The organism is Saprospira grandis str. Lewin, assembly GCF_000250635.1.
Taxonomy (GTDB): Bacteria; Bacteroidota; Bacteroidia; order Chitinophagales; family Saprospiraceae; genus Saprospira; species Saprospira grandis.
Map to the genome: position 1 here is coordinate 3168744 of NC_016940.1, position 18178 is coordinate 3186921.

The window sequence follows — 18178 nt, forward strand, 5'->3', positions numbered from 1 at the left end:
CCGCCCCAATAAGGGCGGGCGGCCGCCGCTATGCTCCGCCGCTCGCAGGTCTGCTCGGCCCTTCGCCGCCTCCGGCAGCTCGGTCTGGCCTGCGGCCACGGCTGCGCAGCGCTGGGCCATTGGCCCTAGGGGCCTGGCCGGCTTCGCCGGCCAAGTCATCCCTGCCGCTAAGGGTCATCTCCGCCCTATGATGAACTAAACCCCGCTATAAAAATAGCGGGGCTTAGTCCCAAGGCTCCGCCTGCCTCTAGCCCAAAGGCCAACAAGCAAATACCTACAACCTATTTATAGCAAGAGCGCCTTCTCATCTAAAACTAAAGATATGAGACAGTTGCTCCTCTTTTTGTTGCTCTCTGTTCCCCTAACCACCTGGGGCCAAACAGTAAGTATTACTAATAATAACCATACAGGCGCCCTCTTTGAAGCCTGCCCAGGCGATCAGCTAACAATCCATTATGAAGGAACCAACAGAGCTCCCCACTTTTTCTATGTTCAACATGAAGATAATACGAGCTCTCTTTGCCTCATCAAACAAGCCAATAATGGCTATCTAGGCAATCGTAGTAATGCTAGTTTTTATGGCAGCGATGGGCCAATCGATGATATTACTGAAGACCTAGACGCCACAGAGCCCGCCTACCCCCCAGCCAATATCCGAACAGTACGAGTTGCTCCTAATAACGTTTTTCCAGCTACCATTTTACTCAATGCAACAACGATAGAAGGAGATACCGCAGGCCAAATGACTTTCTCTGTGCCCAGCGATATGCAATCAAGCCAAATTACTTTTTATCATTATGATGAACAGCAAGATACTGGCTGGGCCGTGCTGAACTTCTTTTTACAAGTGGTACAGGTCCAGCCCGAAATTATAGCCCCTCAAGAGGTCTGCTCTAGAGATACTATTGCTATACAGTTAAGCCCCCAACCCAATACAGGCTCTGGCTATAATCCTAGCTCAGGTCCCACTTATCTACGACTGATAGAAAGCAATAGCAATACCCCAGTTACCAGAAATTATCTGCAAAATCCCTCTTCCCAACCAAGCTATATTGGCGCTAGCTACGATTTTATACCCGATGGAATAAATGGCAGCGCAGCACTAACCACAAATAGAAAAAATAGAGACCTACGACTAGAATATCGCTACCAACCCTATATGCAAACCACGACAGATGTTTGTAATACGGTGAGTAGCCGACAACTAATAACAATTCATAATAATAGCCTCGATAGCGTCGCCTTTGCTCCCGTAACAAACAGCTCAGATACCGAAAATATCCGTATTATCGCTAGCGAACCAGCCTATTTTACCTCTATCCTGAACTCTAGTCCCCCCATAGCTAGCAGCTTTTATGGCGTCTATGCTCAAAATAACCGCTTTTTAGGCGCTACCGCAGATTCTGGCCGCTATGAAGTGGGCCTGCAAATAGATAATGATGGCTGCCTCGCCCAATTAGGCGACTCTATTAACGTCTTAGCTATTCCACCCCGCCTTTTTCCTGAGATTTACTGCCGCTTAGATGGCCCTCTAGAGTTTGGCCGAGATACCAGCAATTTTCCATGGGATGCTAACTGGCAAGGAGCAGATGCCTCTTCAACAACTAACCGAAGCCGACAAAGAAGAGGCTACCGAATGAATGTTCAAGCTAATCCCTCTTCTGCCCTCCAACAAATCAATAGTACTCCAGGCCAAGAACGATATAGACTGCTGCTGCCAAACGGATTAAATAGTGTGCTGCTGACTATTGAATATATAGAAGAAGTTAGAGATAGAGAGTATGTGCCTACTTCTCCAACAACAGGACAAGCACAAACCATCTATACAGGACAAGAAGTTATCGTTCGATATCAAGAAACTATTCAAATTGTAGACCCGCCCGAAGTGACTATAGATTCTACAATTGCAGAGAATTACTGTAATTATGAAACCTTTGTCAATTTAGGTGGCTCTAGCCCCGCTAATGGAGTACATTATATTACCGCCAGAAACGGAAATGCAGCCAATACTTCCACTACGCTAGGGTCTATTTTTAACCCTAATGCAATTTATACGGCTAGCAATGAAACCACTGATGTTAACTACTACCTCATTTATGAGGCGGGACAAGGAAACTGTGCCGCTAGAGATACCGCTAATGTCCGCATCCTTGGAGATGTAGCCCTAGCCTTTTCTGGCCGAAACTCTAGCTCTTTGGGCAACCAAAATAACCGCTATTGTACCAATGGAGGTGTAGATATTTTAACAACTTATCCGGCCCCAACTTCTTATGCCGCTACAGCCAATCTTTTAGCCTCTCAAGCCAACTTGACCGGGCCTGGTATTGTTGGTGATGGACCACTTTTTAATCCTGCTGCCGCAGGAACAGGCCAAAAGGTGATTACCTATACTTATGTGAGCCAATATGGCTGCGTTTCTTCTATTGACTCTACTTTTACAATCAACTTATCTCCCAGTGTAGGGCTCTCAACCGATGAGGCCGATACCACCTATTGTGCCGATGATACAATCGGTATTTTAACAGGAACTCCCTCTGGTGGGGCCTATTCTGGACCAACGATTTCTGGACCAACAGATGATCAGTTTAATCCCTCTGTGGTTTATAGTCCCGTTTTGCCCAATACCCCTGGCTATGTCAATTATGCCTATGTTTATCAAGATCCTACCACCCTTTGTAAGGATACAGTAGAAATTGAAGTGACGATCAATCCGCTACCAAGCGCCAACTTTAGTATGGCGAGCTATCATTTCTGCCAAGCCGATGAACCGCAAGAGCTCTTTGGCTTGCCCACAGGCGGACGCTATTTCTTTGGGGATACTTCTGCCACGGGAGGAATCATGCATGGGGCACTAATGAGTGGGCAATATTGGCCCAATTCTAACTACTCGGATACTAGCCGCTATACTGCTTTGGTTAAAGATACCATTATCTATGAAACGGAAGCGCTAAGTTGTACGGCCCGAGATACTCAAATTGTTCATGTTCATCCGCATCCAGATTACAGCTTCTTTGCCACTCATGACACTCAAGGTTTGCCCGCAGACTCTACCGCAGATGCTTGCTTTGGCCGAGATACGCTCTTTTTCTATCCCAATTTGCTCACAGGAAATGTCCTTAATTATAGCGGCCCCGGTGTGCTCTTTGAAAAAGAGTTTATGATTTCTAATATTGCAGGAGTGGGAACACATCAGATTCAGGCGGTTTTCCAAGATACTAGCAATGCCTTTGTCTCTTGTCTGGATACCGCTTGGGCTAGCTTTAATGTGCATAGTTTGCCCAATGTAAAACTGAGCGCAGACAATAGCTGCTCTAGCGATTCTGTCCTCTTTGAGATAGATAATGATAGTATGAATTTGGTCGGAACAATCCCTGGAACGACCACTCTCTACGATTCTATTACTACCGCTGTTTGGGATATGGGCGATGGAAACAGCTTTGCCGCTAGTTATGATAATAATAACCAGTTTCCAACTTTTAATTATCAGTATAGTAGTCCAGGCATTTTTGAGGCCTCGCTCTTTGTCGAAAATAATAACTATTGCAGCGATTCGGATACTATTCGGGTCTTAGTTTTGCCCAATGAACAGCCTAATGCGCTAGTTCCCTATAGTGAAGACTTTGATGCTAGCGCCAATGGTTGGGTCGAAGAGGCCGAAGGCCAAGCCCAATCGAGTAACCTCTGGGAGTGGGGCCTGCCCGCCGATATAGATATTGCTCAGGACCATGGCCAAGTTTGGATCACCCGAACAGATAGTACTTATGGTCCAGATGAAAGTGGTTGGGTCTATAGTCCTTGTATCGACCTAACCGCTCTCGAACGTCCGATGCTCAAACTCGATTTCTTTAATGAAACCGATGAAGGAAATGACGGAACGGTGATCGAATATTTTGATCCCCAAACGGAGAAATGGTTGCCCTTAGGAAATGTCAACCGAGGCATCAATTGGTATAATCAGGCAGTAGTGGCTGGCCGTCCAGGTGTGCAAGATTTAGCCCCCAGAGGCTGGTCTGGCATAAGCAATGGCTGGCAAGATGCCCGCTATACCCTAGATGCTTTCCGCAATTATGATAATTTCCGCTTTAGAGTGGCCTTTGGCGCTATCGGGGCCTCACAAACGCCTCTTCGTGGCTTTGCTTTCGATAATGTTTGGATCGGGAACCGAGAACGCAATGTACTGCTCGAGCATTTCTCTAATGCTGGGGTGGTCAATATGGACCCCATTAACCAATATATTTATAATTTGGTCTATGGTACGCCTGCCGTTCGCGATGTGATTTTACTACAAATCAATAATGAAGCCCCTGCTTTTGACCCCATGAACAGCCTGAACCGAGACGATCCCTCGGCCAGGACCTCTATTTATGGTATTGATGGCGTAAGCGCTAAGGCGGTAGTCGATGGTCGCCGCTATAGCAACAACCCACCCAATTCTGCCGATTTGAGACAGGAGGATTTTGAAACTGATATGCTAGAAGATGCTCGTTTTGATATCCGCCTCGAGCCGATTGCCTTTATTGGTAATAATAATCTGCAAATCAATGCGACTCTAATTGCAAAAGATACCTTGGCCGCTGCAGATTATGATTTGCAGCTAGTGGTCACGGAAGATTCAGCCGTTTATTTTTCTAATGGCGTAAACTTCCATACGCACTCTTTGCTTCGCAAGATGCTGCCCAATGCTGCAGGAACTCGCTTTAGCCAATCTTGGTTGCCCGGTGATAGTATTCAGGTTTCGGAGGTCTGGCCCTACAACCCCAGCAATATCGATACGGCCCATTTGGAGGCCATTGCCTTTGTGCAGGAAGATGCCTCCACTAGCAGAACGATTTATCAGGCGGTGAGGACCCGAGATATTACCGAATATGTTAATGCCTTGAGCACTACTGAACTCGCCGAGGCGCAGGCCGAAGCTCATCAGATCAATACGGCTTTGCTTTCGCCAAATCCTGCGGTAAATTATACGCAGTTGTTGTTTGCGCAGCCGCTCAGCCAAGATTTCCAATGGTCCTTAATCGACTTGCAAGGAAGAGTATTGGCCCAAGGCCAGCTAGAGGCGGGCAGCCAAAGCGCTCGCTTCGATCTGCATGATTTACCCGCAGCTCCTTATTTCTTGCAAATTGGCAATGCCAATTTTAAAACCACCAAGAAGTTTACGGTAATTCGGCCCTAATCTTTAGGGGCAGAAGGGGACAACAGCTTGCTGTTGTCCCCTTCTTTTTTTTGCCCGCCCCAAAGGGGAGCGCCTGGCCCAGCGCTGCGCAGCCGTGGCCGAAGGCCAGACCCAGGAGCGAAGCGACGCAGGGCCGAGCAGACCTGCGAGCGGCGTAGCCTTGGGTTGACCCACTTTTAAAAATAAGCTTAAATTAGCTCTAAATCAAGATTTATATGGACAGTACAAATGTATCTTCATTTATGTTAAATAAGCAATCAGTAAGAGTATGTTATAGATTAGTAGAGAGTCTAAAAAATAATCCTAACCCACATTTAACAAATGTAGCAAAAACTGATGCAGACCGTAAGGCTTTCATGAGGTTGTTATCAAACAAAAATCTTACTGAGGAATACATTCAATTTGAGTTTATTGGCAAAAGTAGGGAGTCTATGAAGGTGGTTGAAGAAAAGCTTCTGGCCTTTCACGACACCTCTGAAGTTGTACTGAACAAGCAAAGAAATAGACTAACCGACAAAGAGGGTTTAGGCCCTGGAGGTCGGGAAACAAATTTGTCTGTATTTCTTCACATGGCTCTACTATATGGTCGAGAAAGCTTTCATTATCATGGCTTAGGAGGTATTCAGCTTTATAATCGATATAAAAATAGAGTAACTTGTAAGGAGGCTGAAAATAGAAATACGGGTCATTTTAGAGGTGAAATTACGAGGTGGAAAATAAATGTAGAAGAGACAGAATCTGCGTTAAAAATAATTAACGACCTAATTGATATTTTACATGTTTGTGATCGAGAAGGAGATGTTTATCCTATGATGGAAAGTTTTTTCAGACAGCATATTAAGTTCTTGATTCGGTCTCGAACAGATAGACGAGCAACGATTTGGGAGGATGGCAAAAAGATTCCATTATGTGATGTCTTTGAACATTATCCAGCAGACTTTGAGACGACAGAAACGGTCAAGAGTAGCCGTAAAAAACTTAACGGGAAGAAGCTAGTTATTCGATCTAAAAAAGTGACTTTTGCCGTTCCCAAATCTTGTAAGTATGTTCTTGGCGAACCAAAGCCTAAGCCAATGACAATCAATGTTATTGAGGTTTTTGAAAAGGGCAAAGGTTTTTCAAAATCTGCCGCTAGAAAAAGAAGCCGAACAAAAAAAGATCATGATGATAAAACCATCAGTTGGCGCTTACTCACAAATGAAGAAATCAACAGCGAAGAAGAGCTCTTAGAGCTTGTTCTTTGCTACCGCAAGAGGTGGTTAATTGAAACATACTTTAAATATTTAAAATCAGATGGCTTTGATATTGAAAATATATGTTTGAAAACAGGTAAAGCTATCCGCAAAATGATACTTATGGCAATCAGTGCATCTGACAAGGTCCTTAAGCTTAAAGAAGCTGGACTTAACCAAGATAATGAGACTCCAGCAACCTCTATTTTCACAGAAGATGAAGTAGAAGTCTTAGATCTTATATTTAAACAATATCTAAAAGGCGAAAGCCAAAGCCCTTCTTTGCGCAATCCATTCACCTCTAAATCAATAGCTTGGGCCTATTGGATCATAGCGAGGTTGGGCGGATTTAATGGCGCAGTGAAGAAAACTAGGCATGCCGTATCCGTCAAAAAAATAGGACTAGGATTAGAGAGATTCATATTTATGTATGATGGATATCGATCCCTAAATTGACACCGCTATAAAAAGTGGGTCAACCCAAGCGGCGTAGCATAGCGGCGGCCGCCTTGCGGCCGCGGGCCCCAAAAAAACAATAAAAAAAGCCAGCTACCCAAATGGCAACTGGCTGATATTTTAATGGAGCAAAAGCGATTAGATAATCAAACGCATGGGCTCCTCTAGAATGTCGCGTAGGGTCTGCAAGAAACGAGCGCCCTGAGCACCATCCACCACACGGTGATCGCAAGAAAGGGTCACTTTCATGAAGTTAGACTCCTTCACTTCGCCCTCTACCATCACAAGGCGGGGCGCAATGCGGCCCACCGCCAAAATGCAGGCATCGGGTGGATTGATAATGGCCGTAAACTCGTCAATACCAAACATACCGAGGTTAGAGATCGTGAAAGTATTGCCTTGCATTTCTTGTGCTTGCAAGCGGCGATCGCGGGCTTTGCCAGCCAATTCGCGAATTTCCGTAGCAATTTGAGACAAAGATTTTGTATCAGCGGCATCAACAACGGGAACCACCAAACCTTCATCCATGGCCACCGCCACGCCAATATTTACATAGTCGTAGTAGCGGATCGCATCGCCCAACCAAGAGGCATTGATGCTAGGATGCTGCTGAAGCGCCTTAGCTGCAGCCTTGACCACAAAGTCGTTATAAGAGATAGAAGTCTCGCTAATGCCCTTGATGTATTGGCGAGTTTCCATCAATTTGTCCATGCAAATTTCCATGGTCAAATAGAAGTGAGGCGCATTGAATTTGCTTTCGCCTAGGCGGCGGGCAATCGTTTTGCGCATCTGGCTCAAAGGAACATCTTTGTAGCCGCCTTTGGCCTCGGGGACCTTGGGCGCAGCTACTTGAGGGCTAGGCGTAGCCGCTACAGGAGCCGCTTTTTGGCTCTCCATATAGGCCAAAATATCTTTCTTCACAATGCGTCCGTCATCGCCAGAACCTTCTACTTGGCTCAAGTCGATGCCCTCTTCTTTGGCCATTGCACGGGCCAAGGGAGAAGCCTTTAGGCGGCTATCATCAGAAGAAGAAGTTTCTTTTTGGGCCAAAGGAGCTTCTAGTTCTTGCACTACCTCTTCGGCTGGAGCAGCCTCCTCAGTAGTGGCCGAATCTCCTGCATCTGCCTGGGCCAAAAGGGCCTGAACATCCTCTCCTTTTTCGCCAATTACGGCAATAATTTGATTGACAGGTACCGCACTACCTTCCTCTACACCAATGTGCAAAAGTGTTCCTTCATAAAGACTTTGAAACTCCATGACGGCTTTATCCGTCTCAATTTCAGCCAACAATTCGCCGATTTCTACAGCTTCGCCTTCTGCTTTATGCCAAGCCACCAAAGTACCCTCTGTCATCGTATCACTGAGAGCAGGCATTCTTACAATTTCTGCCATAGGATGTTCAGTTATTGATTTATTTAATGTAATAGTTGTTTATTCTTGCTGAAGCCAGGGCCTCGGCTCAAAGATAGTAAGCTTTTCTTAATGTCCTAAAATTATTCTAGGCTTTCCTCTAGAGTTAGAGACTATCTATTGTTATGTAGTTTTTTTGGGGCCTCCCGCCGCCCCAAATAGGGCGGGCGGCGGGCGCTATGTTGCGGGGCTCGCAGCTCTGCTCGGCCCTTCGCAAAACTTCGCTAGCGCTCGTTTTGCTCGGTCTGGCCCTGCGGGCCACCCCTCCACAGCGCTAGGCCAAGCAGAGCCCTCGGCTTTATAGAATAGCGCTTGGCTATTTTTGTTCAAGCCATTTAAGATAAGCTTTTACTTTTTCGTTAGGGACCGTCATAGAGAGTTGGTAGTGCTCTATTTTCCATTCGCCATTTTGGTAGCTCAGGACCGCTGTGGCCCGACAAGGGCCCATCCAGGTATCGAGCAGTTCATCGGCCCAAGCGGTTTTGCCGCCTTGCTCATCGATGCGGATATGCCGCTCTTTTACGCTAAAATCCCAGGCGGGGGCTTTCTTGAAAGCGCCTTTAGCCCATTTTCGCAGCTCGTCTCTATACCATCTTTCTCCAGCATCGGTACCAATGTAAATGCCTTTTTCGGTCATTTTGCCAAAAAATCCATCGGCATCGGCTTCCTTGGCGGCTAGATGCCATTGGTCCAAAAGGCTATCAATTTTGGCCTGGCTTTCTTCGGCCCAAGAACGGTTGAGGCAGCCCTCTTGTCGGCGGCTATCTACCAAACTAATGATCTGCCATTGGCCATCGGCCTTTTGGCGAAGCGTAAAATGGTTGGCCCCACAATGGCTGAGATTTCCATCGAGATAAAAGCTATAGGGGGTCCAAACGGTAGCTAGTGGCCCATCTATTTGCAGGCGGTAGTCCCAGAGTTTTTCCTCCCATTCTTGCAATCTCGGTTGGCGGGCAATGGCCATTAAAAAGGCGGGTAGGGGACTGCGTTGGACCTTATCGCCAGCTACCGTGAGTAGCTCCATTTGGGGGGCTAAAAGTGGCCGCATTTTGGCCGAGTCGCCGCTATGCAAATGCAGAAAAAAGCTATCGACGGTGGCGATGAGCGCAGGGCGCTCATCTTTTTGGGCCCAAAGGCTAGCTTGCAGCAGGAGTAGGGCCAAGACTAAGCTTAGTTTTTTCATGATATCCAATGTTTGTGATCAAGAGATGCTTGAACTCATAAAATAAAAAAAGCTCCCCAAAGGGAGCTCATTTCTTAGATTGGCCTAAGGAAAACTTAGACGTATTGGGCCGCATAGCGATTAAAATCCGCCTTGATCTTGGGCAAATCAATGATAAAGCCCAAACGCTTGCGCCCAGCATTTAGCTCTTCGGCTAGTTCGGCCGCAGCCTGTAGAATCAAAGCAGGAGATTGCTTGCAAAGCGCAATGTATTCGGGCAATTTAGCCGCTTGGCCCTCTAACCAAAAGGCCGACCAGAGGTGATAAAGCGCTTCTGGGACCGAGCTAAGGATGTCGCTAGCTTGCTCAGGCGCCTTGTAGGGCTGATTGCTATAGAGGTTGTAGGCAATGCTAGAAGGGTCACCCTCTGCGCGGAACAACTCGATAATCCAATGACTTTTGTTGTATTGTTGGACCAAGGCATTTTGCTTTGGTCGATACTTAAAGTCGCTTTCATTTACATAGCGGTTCCCCATGCGAACATGGTTCATAAAGTAGTATTTGGGCGCAAAGTTTTGTTTGAGTGGCCCATCGTATAAGTTAGTAAACTGCTCCTGAGAGAGCAACTCATATTCATGATAGAAAGAAAAGGCCGATAGCCCAAAAAGCCAAGCCGATAAGTTGGGGGCCATAGCGCTGCTTAGTTGGCTGCCCCAGAGCCCATTGTTATTATGCTCGTAGCAGTAGATTTTTCCCTGCTCTTGCTCTGTACCATAAAGCTGATAAAGATAGCTGTAGTAGCCATAGCGGTAGCGACCATTTTGCTGCTGCTGGGGCTGGTCCAAACAAATTCCTCCCGTAAACCAATCAATGATATGATCATAGGGGTATTCTTGTTGCATAGAGAGCAGGGCGGCCTCGAAGAGGTTTTGGCCAGCGGCCTGTTGGTCCAAAAGGGCTTGGTTTTTCGGCAGGGCCAGCAAAAGGCTATCAAAGAGTTCTCTTTGGCCAATGGCGGACCAAAGCGCATAGAGTTGGCCTAAGTCTTCGGGCAGGGGCATGCCCCAAAGCTGCTCAAAATTAGCCTTTATCTTGGCCAGCGCTGCCGATTGGTCCTGAGCCAACAGCTGCGGATAAATTCGGCCCAACATCTCTTGGTAGCGGCTAGGGAAAAAGCCATTGGGGCCAGGCGTCAACAGATCGTCCAGAGCTACAGTTAATAAGGCAAAGCCCTTGCTGCTACAGGCCGTCCCATCGGCAAGGAAATACTCCCGATGATCTTCTTGCCCATTTGTTTTATAGTGAATTTCGTAGCGGTCAACTCTTTGGTCGACCTGATTCATGAAGCGCTCTTGGCTATAACTTTTGTTGCGGTAAAAATGATGCACGCCCTGGGCTTTGCCTTGGGCGTATTCGCCTGCTCTAGAAACCTTGCCGTCGTTGTGGTAGCGCTTGAGTGGACCATGCAAAACGCCATGATCATAATTGGCCTCACAAACGAGGCTGGCATCGGGCCGCCACCATTTCCAAAGGCCATGCTTTTTGCCCTCTTGGTCATAGGGGCCCATTTCCCATTCATAATCGCTTTGGTTCCAGCAAGCTTCTTTAGGGACCGAAGCGGGCTTGTGGCTAAGGTAGTTGGTAACCTCTTGGCCATTTTGCAAAAGATAGCGCTTGCCAAGGGCTTGTCCATTTACATAGCGCTGTAAGACTTTGACGATTTGGTTGTAGTAGACCTCTCTGGGGAAAGGCTCTTTACTATTGCCCGAGCGTTGGCGATAGAAGGCCAACCAGCCGTCTAACTTGCCTGCTTTATAAGACCCTTCCTGAGAAATACTGCCATCGGGATGATAGCGGCGATAATCATTGATGTGCTTGCCCTGCTCATCATACTCCATTTCCATCCAGAGCTGGCCATTTTTTCGCCAGATTTTCCAAGGGCCAACGGTTTTTCCGTTTGCATTGATTGCGCCAGCTTCCCAGCGGTTTTTACTCTGTACCCATTTTGCCTCCTCGGGCAAATTAGCGGGTCTATTGGGTTGTTTTGCCATGCTAGTTAATTTTTGTGTTTCAGTTTAGGGTTTTTCCTTGGCTTTTGCAAGTTTTTCTAGGGGGCAAAGCCGCTTTTCTGCGCACTACAGGCCCGAAGGGCCGCAGGCTGAGCTGCCGAAGCAGGGCCGCCGCAGGCGGCAGACCCAAGCCCGCAGGGCTGCAGGGCCGAGCAGACTTGCGAGCTGCGGAGTGGAGCGACCCGAGCCGAAGGCGAGGGGCAGCCCCAAAAAATAGAGCGTATAGGCCTGCTAGCAGCTGAACTAACGCTTTTGCTGGATCTTAAGAATCTGCCCGCAGGCCTCTATCTGCTTAGGTTGCGAAAAGGCGAAAGCATACAACAATTTAAGCTGCTTAAAGTAAACTAGTTATCAACTGATGATTTGGGGCCCGCGGCCGCCCCAAATAGGGCGGGCGGCCGCCGCTATGCTGCGGGGCTCACAGGCCTGTTCGGCCCTGCAGCCGCCTGCGGCGGCTTGGGTCTGGCCTTCGGCCACCCCTCCGCAGCGCTGGGCCAAATGCGCTGATGAGCTAATGAAAAAAGGGCCCCCAACCTATGGTTGGAGGCCCTTTGCGGCTAGCCGCTTTGGGCCAGCTCTAGTTGTGCTGGGGCGAGGCCACAGGCACTTTCTTTAGCCAAGCCGAAAACATCCAGTGGCGTTTCTCTAAGGCTTGCATCATGTTCATGATTAAGTGAATGCTGGCCGTATCGCCAGTCTCTTCGGCAGCTTGCACCACCTCAAGCATTTCACCCAAAAGGGTTTCCATATCATCCACAATCTGTCGAACCATATCCTCTGGGGCCAAACCACTTTTGGCCTCCTTGATTTTGGCCATTTCTAAATATTCAGCCAAGCGATAAACGGGCTTCTTTCCAAAAATCCGAATGCGCTCCGCAATGCGGTCAATGTTCTCATGAGCAGCCTGATAGTCTTCCTCGAATTTTTCATGCAACTCAAAGAAGTCGCGGCCCTCTACATTCCAATGAAACCCCCGCAATTTATGATAGTAAATCTGATAGTTGGCCAGCAAATGGTTGAGGGCATGAACAATAGATTGACTCTCTTTTTTCTCGAATCCTAACTTTTGGTAGGTCTGCATATATAGTTTTATAAGATGAATAATGTAAAAGAAAAGAACTTGGGCAGCTAGGGAATCTAAAGCCGCTGTTCAGCAAGCTTAATCCCAATCTTCCCAAAATATCAGGCTAAAAACAAGCCCCCTTTTGATCTTTCCTATTTACTTAACAGCTTTGTCAATATATTGTTTACATTTAAATCACTTTTTTGCGTCTGTTTCTTTTGGCTAAAAGAAATTGGATGCTGCCCGATTTGCGGGAAAAGCTGTATTTTGGAGCACCTAAAGCCAGTCTATCACTCATCAGAAGCCTATTTTATGAAAGCGCTAATACCTGTAGCAGGAGCGGGCACCCGATTGCGCCCGCATACCTACACCCAACCCAAACCCCTTATTCCCGTGGCCGGTAAACCCATTATTGCCGCTATTATTGAGCAGCTGCAAGAGTACGGAATAGAGGAGTTTGTTTTTGTCATTGGCTATCTAGGCGATAAGATCCGCAAGTACATTGAAGATAGTTATCCCGACCTCAAAAAGGTGTTTATCTACCAAGAAAAACGCCTCGGCCTTGGGCATGCCATCTGGCTGGCCCAAAAGGAGTTTATGCAGGAACCCGAGTTTTTGATTATGCTGGGCGATACGATCCTAGATGGCGACCTGCAAGGCATCCTCTCTAGCAAAACTACCTGCCTAGGGGTCAAAAAAGTAGAGGACCCCCGAGAGTTTGGGGTGGTGGTGCTCGATGAGGACCGCTATATCCGTAAGGTGGTCGAAAAACCCCGCATCCCCAAATCCAATATGGCCATCGTGGGCATCTATAAGATCTGTGAAGTGCCCGAACTGATTGCGGCCCTTAGCTATATTATAGAGCATGAGGTCAAAACTATGGATGAGTTCCAACTAACCGACGCCCTCATGCAGATGGTCCGCCTAGGCTGCAAAATCTCCGTCTGCCCTATTAGCAATTGGTTTGATTGTGGCAAAAAAGAGATTCTACTAGCCACCAATGCCATGCTGCTGCAACGCCGCGACCGAGAGGAAGGTACCCACTATAGTTTTACAAATACTATTATTATTCCCCCCGTACGCATTGGCAAAGGCTGCAAAATAGAGAACTCTATCCTCGGCCCCAATGTGTCGGTGGGAGATGGCGCCCAACTCAAACAAGCCATTATCTATGATTCTATTATTGGAAATTATGCCAGTATAGAAGAGGCTGTCTTGCAACGATCTATCATTGGTAGCGATGCCTCGGTAAAGGGCCTTAGCCAAAGCCTAAATATTGGAGATAACACTGAAATTGACTTTTCCTAATGCGCTTTTTCCCTCTCTTGCTCTTACTGCCGCTTTTATTCTCTTGTAAACATCAAGCCGATGACTATGCCGTCAAAGGCCTAGATATTTCACATTATCAAAAACGAATCGATTGGGAACAGTTTGATGAAAAAAAGGTCGACTTTGTTTTTATTAAGGCCACAGAAGCCGATAATTACCAAGATTCTCTCTTTGAGCATAATTGGACGGCCCTCAAGAAGAAGGGCCTGCCCGTAGGGGCCTACCATTTTTTTAGACCTCAACGCTCGCCAATCGCACAAGCCGAGTTTTTTCTCGAAACGGTGCCCCTAGGCCCCGGCGACCTGCCCCCCGTCCTCGATGTAGAGGAACTGGATGGGGTAGGGGCGCAAAAGCTCCGCCTCGGCGTATCGCTTTGGCTCAACAAGGTAGAAGAGGCCTGCCAATGCAAGCCCATTATCTATAGCTCCATGAAGTTTTATGAGGATTATCTGCATCCAGAGTTTCAAGCTTACCCCCTCTGGATCGCTCGCTATAACCGAAAGATGCCCACAACCAAAAATTGGTTGTTTTGGCAGTATACAAATAAAGGCCGACATCCAGGCATTCCCGCCCAGGTCGACCTTAATGTGTTTGCCGCTAGCCGCCAAGAGCTAAAGAGGCTCTTGCTCGATTAGGCATTGCCCTTGGAGCGAAATCCAATGCTCTTTTTATTAAAGAGCTGCTCTTCCCCTTCAGCTGCTAAGCCCGCTACATCGGCATAACTTACCTGCTGCAAGGATAGCTGCTGCCGCTCTTCTTCTGTTAGCGCTGCCAAACGCAAACTTTGTCTGCGACTGACCTCATTGATGAGCTGACGCACCGAACGAGCATTGCCAAAGTATTTATCTCGCACTTCATAGAGCTGCTCCAAATGCTGACGAAGATAGTCCGCCGCAGCTTCTTCCAACTCTAAACCTTCTTCTTCTAGCATCATCAAGGCTATAGAATAGAGCTCCTCGCTTTTGTAATCCTCAAATTTCAAGACTTTGTCAAAACGAGAACGCAATCCCGGATTGACCTTGAGGAAGTTTTCCATGTTCTCCGGATAACCCGCAGCAAAAACAAAGAATTGCCCTCTAGAGTCTTCCATTCGCTTGAGTAGGGTCTGTATGGCTTCGGCCCCAAAATCACTGGCATTGGCCAAACTGCCATTGCCGCCTGAGATCAAGGCATAGGCTTCGTCTATGAAAAGAACGCCTCCCATGGCCTCATCTATTCGCTCAGAGGTTTTTATGGCGGTTTGCCCCACATAACCCGCTACCAAGCCCTGACGGTCGGTCTCTACCATATGCCCCCGCTCCAAAATACCCAATGCCTTGTAGATTTTGGTCAAAATGCGGGCTACTGTGGTCTTTCCCGTTCCCGGATTCCCCACAAAAACAGTATGCAAGAAGAACTTATTAAGGACATTCCGATGGCTCAGACGATAGAAACGAACCAACTGTACCAGTTCGGCAATCTCCGTCTTGATGTTCTGCATACCTATTAGTTCGTTGAGCTCTTTCATGGCCTCAGTCAATAAACGCTCATCTATAGGGAGGTTGGGCAAGCGCTTGGGGCTTTCCAACTCTATCCGCTGCACATCTTCTAAACTAATGGTCTCTAATTCCTCTTTGCTAAACTGCTGAGGCGCCTCGCTGCCCATAATCCGCAAGCCCAAATTGATTTTGGCCTCCTCTATGAGGTCGTAAACAAAACGTGCATTGCCAAAACTACGGTCTCTGGACCGAAAAGCATCTACAATCATCTGATCCAAGGCTTTCCGCCCCGCTTCCGATAAAACAACGCCCTTCTGCTGACAAGCATAGTTAGATATTGCCGATAGCTCATCGGGCAAGTAGTCGCTAAAGTCAAAGAATAACTTAAAACGAGAACGCAAGCCTGGATTAGAGCCTAAGAAGTATTTCATTTCCTTAGGATATCCCGCCACAATGACGGCCATATCACCCGGACCATTAGACATTTCTTTGACCAAGATCTCAATGACTTCTCGACCAAAGTCCTTGCTGTCGTCATTGGTCCTCGCTAAGGCATAGGCCTCATCAATGAAAAGGACACCCCCACGAGCTTTCTCAATCGCATCCCGGACCTTAGGCGCAGTCTGCCCAATGTATTCGCCCACAAGGTCCACCCGATCTACTTCATGTACATGCCCCTTAGATAAGAGCCCCATACTAGAGTAGAGCCGCCCCATCATTTTGGCCACGGTGGTTTTCCCCGTCCCCGGGTTGCCCTGAAAGACGGCATGCAGACTGATTTCTTCGGTTTCCGCAAAGCCCTTGTCTCTACGCAGTTGCAGAAATTGTAGGTAGTTGGCATGGTCGCGCAACTTCTGCTTGATGGCCGCCAAGCCAATCAAACGATCCAAACCTTGCATCACTTCCTCAAAATCTTCGCCTTGTCCATCCAGCCCCGGCAAGGCCATTGGCTGAAATTGATTGGGCAAGATACATCCCACAATCCCTTCTTCCGCCTCTTCATCTACGGTAAAAGGCAAAATGGCCAGCAGTTGGTCCATAAAGATGATTTCGGCCGTATACTGCCCCTTGCTCCAAGAGCCCTTCACATTAGAGCCCCACTGCAACTCAATCTCCAAAACTTCTTCTTCGGCCTCAATGCTCTGCAAGTGCGTGGCCTCTCCCTTGAGCTGCCGAGCCGAGTTATAGACCCGTACCACCAACTCACAATGCCAGGATTTTGCCCGAAACATGTTCTCTAAGCCCAAATCTATATGCACATAACGCGTCTCATTGGCCGGAAAAGTCTTCAAATATACTTTTTCTTCTTCCGCTAAGGAGGCATTATAAGGCGCCTCAAACATTTTGGCCGACTTTAACTGCAAGTAGTGCTTAATATCTAAGGTCTTCTTTCCCGTATCCTCTATATAAAAGTACCGAGTCGCTACTTTCTCCCCATCTATATAGGCTTCCCAGTAGTAACTACCGGCCTTCCAAAAATTACCTACTTTTTTGTTTCCCCAGCCTTCTCGAATATAAACACAGTTGTCATAACGACTTACTTTGCGCTCAAAACTAAGGTCGCAGAGCTCTTTACGCCCCTTCTTTAGGGAATAACACTTGAGGTTGACCTTCACTACCCAGTCCTCCTCATCAAATAACTTATTATAAAAGGTCAGCTCCGCATAGATATGTGCCGTTTCATAGCGGTCAAATACTTGCCGATATTTCTTTTTATTGCCCGCTAACCATTCTACCGTACAGTAGGTCTTGAGATCCAAGTATTTGTACGGCTTAAAGTTCGGGTCGATTAATTTTGACATAGATCGCTTTTTATTAACTATCTAATATAGTTGTTTAACTTTCTTTCTGCAAGTTTTATTTTTTGGGTCCCGCGGCCAGCTTGGCTCTGCCAAGCTGGCCGCCGCTATGCTGCGGGGCTCACAGGTCTGTTCGGCCCTTCAGCCGCCTGCGGCGGCTTCGGTCTGGCCTGCGGCCACCCCTCCGCAGCGCTGGGCCGCTCAACGGCCTTTTTTTCTCTGGGCCTACTACTTCGGCCCCCAATTTTAGGAGATAAAAAGGCTTCGCTTCATATTTTAGCGCCTAAGCGCTTATAAATCAACGCTAGTAGGGGAGTACCCCAAAAAAGCAATAGGACCATTTAGATACCCCCGGAGCTAAATGTAATGATCCAGATGGCTCCGGCGCCACGCCAGAGTTAAATGTAACGATCCAGATGGCTCCGGCGCCACGCCAGAGCCAAATGTAAGGATCCAGACGCCTCTGGGGAATCCCCGGAGCTAAATGTAAGGATCCAGATGCCTCTGGGGAATCCCCGGAGACTAAATGTAAGGATCCAGATGCCTCGTGGGGAATCCCCGGAGCTAAATGTAAGGATCCAGGCGCCTTTGGGGAATCCCCGGAGCTAAATGTAAGGATCCAGACGGTTTTGGGGAATCCCCACGGCTAAATGTAACGATCCAGATGGCTGTGGGGAATCCCCACAGCTAAATGTAACGATCCAGACGGCTGTGGGGAATCCCCACAGCTAAATGTAACGATCCAGACGGCTGTGGGGAATCCCCACAGTTAAATGTAACGATCCAGATGGCTAGGGGGAATCCCCCAGCTTAAATGTAACGATCCAGATGGCTAGGGGGAATCCCCACAGTTAAATGTAACGATCCAGATGGCTAGGGGGAATCCCCCAGCCTAAATGTAAGGATCCAGATGGCCAGGGGGAATCCCCCAGCTCAAATGTAATGATCCAGATGGCCAGGGGGAATCCCCCAGCCTAAATGTAAGGATCCAGATGGCTAGGGGGAAT

At 47.6% G+C, this 18178-nt stretch carries 9 protein-coding genes; 4 read left to right on the forward strand and 5 right to left on the reverse strand.

Annotated elements, in window-relative coordinates:
- Nucleotides 1–322: 322 nt before the first annotated feature.
- Both SGRA_RS13990 and SGRA_RS13995 read left to right on the forward strand, forming a co-directional pair.
- Nucleotides 323–5173 carry a T9SS type A sorting domain-containing protein gene (locus tag SGRA_RS13990; protein ID WP_015693403.1) on the forward strand — a complete coding sequence of 1617 codons (4851 nt, stop codon included), beginning with the start codon at nucleotides 323–325 and terminating at the stop codon, nucleotides 5171–5173.
- 242 nt (nucleotides 5174–5415) lie between these two features.
- Nucleotides 5416–6861: an IS4 family transposase gene (locus SGRA_RS13995; RefSeq protein ID WP_015693404.1), complete on the forward strand. Its 1446-nt coding sequence runs from the start codon at nucleotides 5416–5418 to the stop codon at nucleotides 6859–6861.
- A gap of 138 nt (nucleotides 6862–6999) precedes the next feature.
- On the opposite strand, the gene SGRA_RS14000 is transcribed toward SGRA_RS13995, so the two are convergent.
- The 4 genes from SGRA_RS14000 to SGRA_RS14015 all read right to left on the reverse strand — a co-directional run bounded on the left by SGRA_RS14000 (nucleotide 7000) and on the right by SGRA_RS14015 (nucleotide 12583).
- Entirely contained in the window at nucleotides 7000–8253 is a 1254-nt protein-coding gene (locus tag SGRA_RS14000) for a pyruvate dehydrogenase complex dihydrolipoamide acetyltransferase (RefSeq protein WP_015693405.1), read from the reverse strand.
- A gap of 334 nt (nucleotides 8254–8587) precedes the next feature.
- Nucleotides 8588–9454, reverse strand: coding sequence for a nuclear transport factor 2 family protein (locus SGRA_RS14005; RefSeq protein WP_015693407.1), 867 nt, complete (start codon nucleotides 9452–9454; stop codon nucleotides 8588–8590).
- Nucleotides 9455–9549: 95 nt separating this feature from the next.
- Entirely contained in the window at nucleotides 9550–11484 is a 1935-nt protein-coding gene (locus SGRA_RS14010; protein ID WP_015693408.1) for a toxin-antitoxin system YwqK family antitoxin, read from the reverse strand.
- Between the two features lie 595 nt (nucleotides 11485–12079).
- The gene (locus tag SGRA_RS14015; RefSeq protein WP_015693410.1) at nucleotides 12080–12583 is read right to left on the reverse strand and encodes a Dps family protein; all 504 of its coding nucleotides are present in this window, start codon (nucleotides 12581–12583) and stop codon (nucleotides 12080–12082) included.
- A gap of 294 nt (nucleotides 12584–12877) precedes the next feature.
- Here SGRA_RS14015 and SGRA_RS14020 point away from each other — a divergent pair, with 294 nt between their 5' ends.
- Both SGRA_RS14020 and SGRA_RS14025 read left to right on the forward strand, forming a co-directional pair.
- Nucleotides 12878–13873 (forward strand): sugar phosphate nucleotidyltransferase, encoded by a 996-nt coding sequence (locus SGRA_RS14020; RefSeq protein ID WP_015693411.1) that lies wholly within the window; start codon nucleotides 12878–12880, stop codon nucleotides 13871–13873.
- Nucleotides 13873–14529, forward strand: coding sequence for a glycoside hydrolase family 25 protein (locus SGRA_RS14025; RefSeq protein ID WP_015693412.1), 657 nt, complete (start codon nucleotides 13873–13875; stop codon nucleotides 14527–14529). The genes SGRA_RS14020 and SGRA_RS14025 overlap by 1 nt, the downstream gene beginning before the upstream one ends.
- On the opposite strand, the gene SGRA_RS14030 is transcribed toward SGRA_RS14025, so the two are convergent.
- Nucleotides 14526–17174 (reverse strand): AAA family ATPase, encoded by a 2649-nt coding sequence (locus SGRA_RS14030; protein WP_041329675.1) that lies wholly within the window; start codon nucleotides 17172–17174, stop codon nucleotides 14526–14528. The two genes, SGRA_RS14025 and SGRA_RS14030, sit on opposite strands and share 4 nt — an antisense overlap.
- Nucleotides 17175–18178: the final 1004 nt, after the last annotated feature.

Bases quoted from the DNA above. Each gene is read 5' to 3' on its own strand.
- SGRA_RS13990 (WP_015693403.1), top strand. From the start codon at position 323: ATGAGACAGTTGCTCCTCTTTTTGTTGCTCTCTGTTCCCCTAACCACC.
- SGRA_RS13995 (WP_015693404.1), top strand. From the start codon at position 5,416: ATGTTAAATAAGCAATCAGTAAGAGTATGTTATAGATTAGTAGAGAGT.
- SGRA_RS14000 (WP_015693405.1), bottom strand. From the start codon at position 8,253: ATGGCAGAAATTGTAAGAATGCCTGCTCTCAGTGATACGATGACAGAG.
- SGRA_RS14005 (WP_015693407.1), bottom strand. From the start codon at position 9,454: ATGAAAAAACTAAGCTTAGTCTTGGCCCTACTCCTGCTGCAAGCTAGC.
- SGRA_RS14010 (WP_015693408.1), bottom strand. From the start codon at position 11,484: ATGGCAAAACAACCCAATAGACCCGCTAATTTGCCCGAGGAGGCAAAA.
- SGRA_RS14015 (WP_015693410.1), bottom strand. From the start codon at position 12,583: ATGCAGACCTACCAAAAGTTAGGATTCGAGAAAAAAGAGAGTCAATCT.
- SGRA_RS14020 (WP_015693411.1), top strand. From the start codon at position 12,878: ATGAAAGCGCTAATACCTGTAGCAGGAGCGGGCACCCGATTGCGCCCG.
- SGRA_RS14025 (WP_015693412.1), top strand. From the start codon at position 13,873: ATGCGCTTTTTCCCTCTCTTGCTCTTACTGCCGCTTTTATTCTCTTGT.
- SGRA_RS14030 (WP_041329675.1), bottom strand. From the start codon at position 17,174: ATGTCAAAATTAATCGACCCGAACTTTAAGCCGTACAAATACTTGGAT.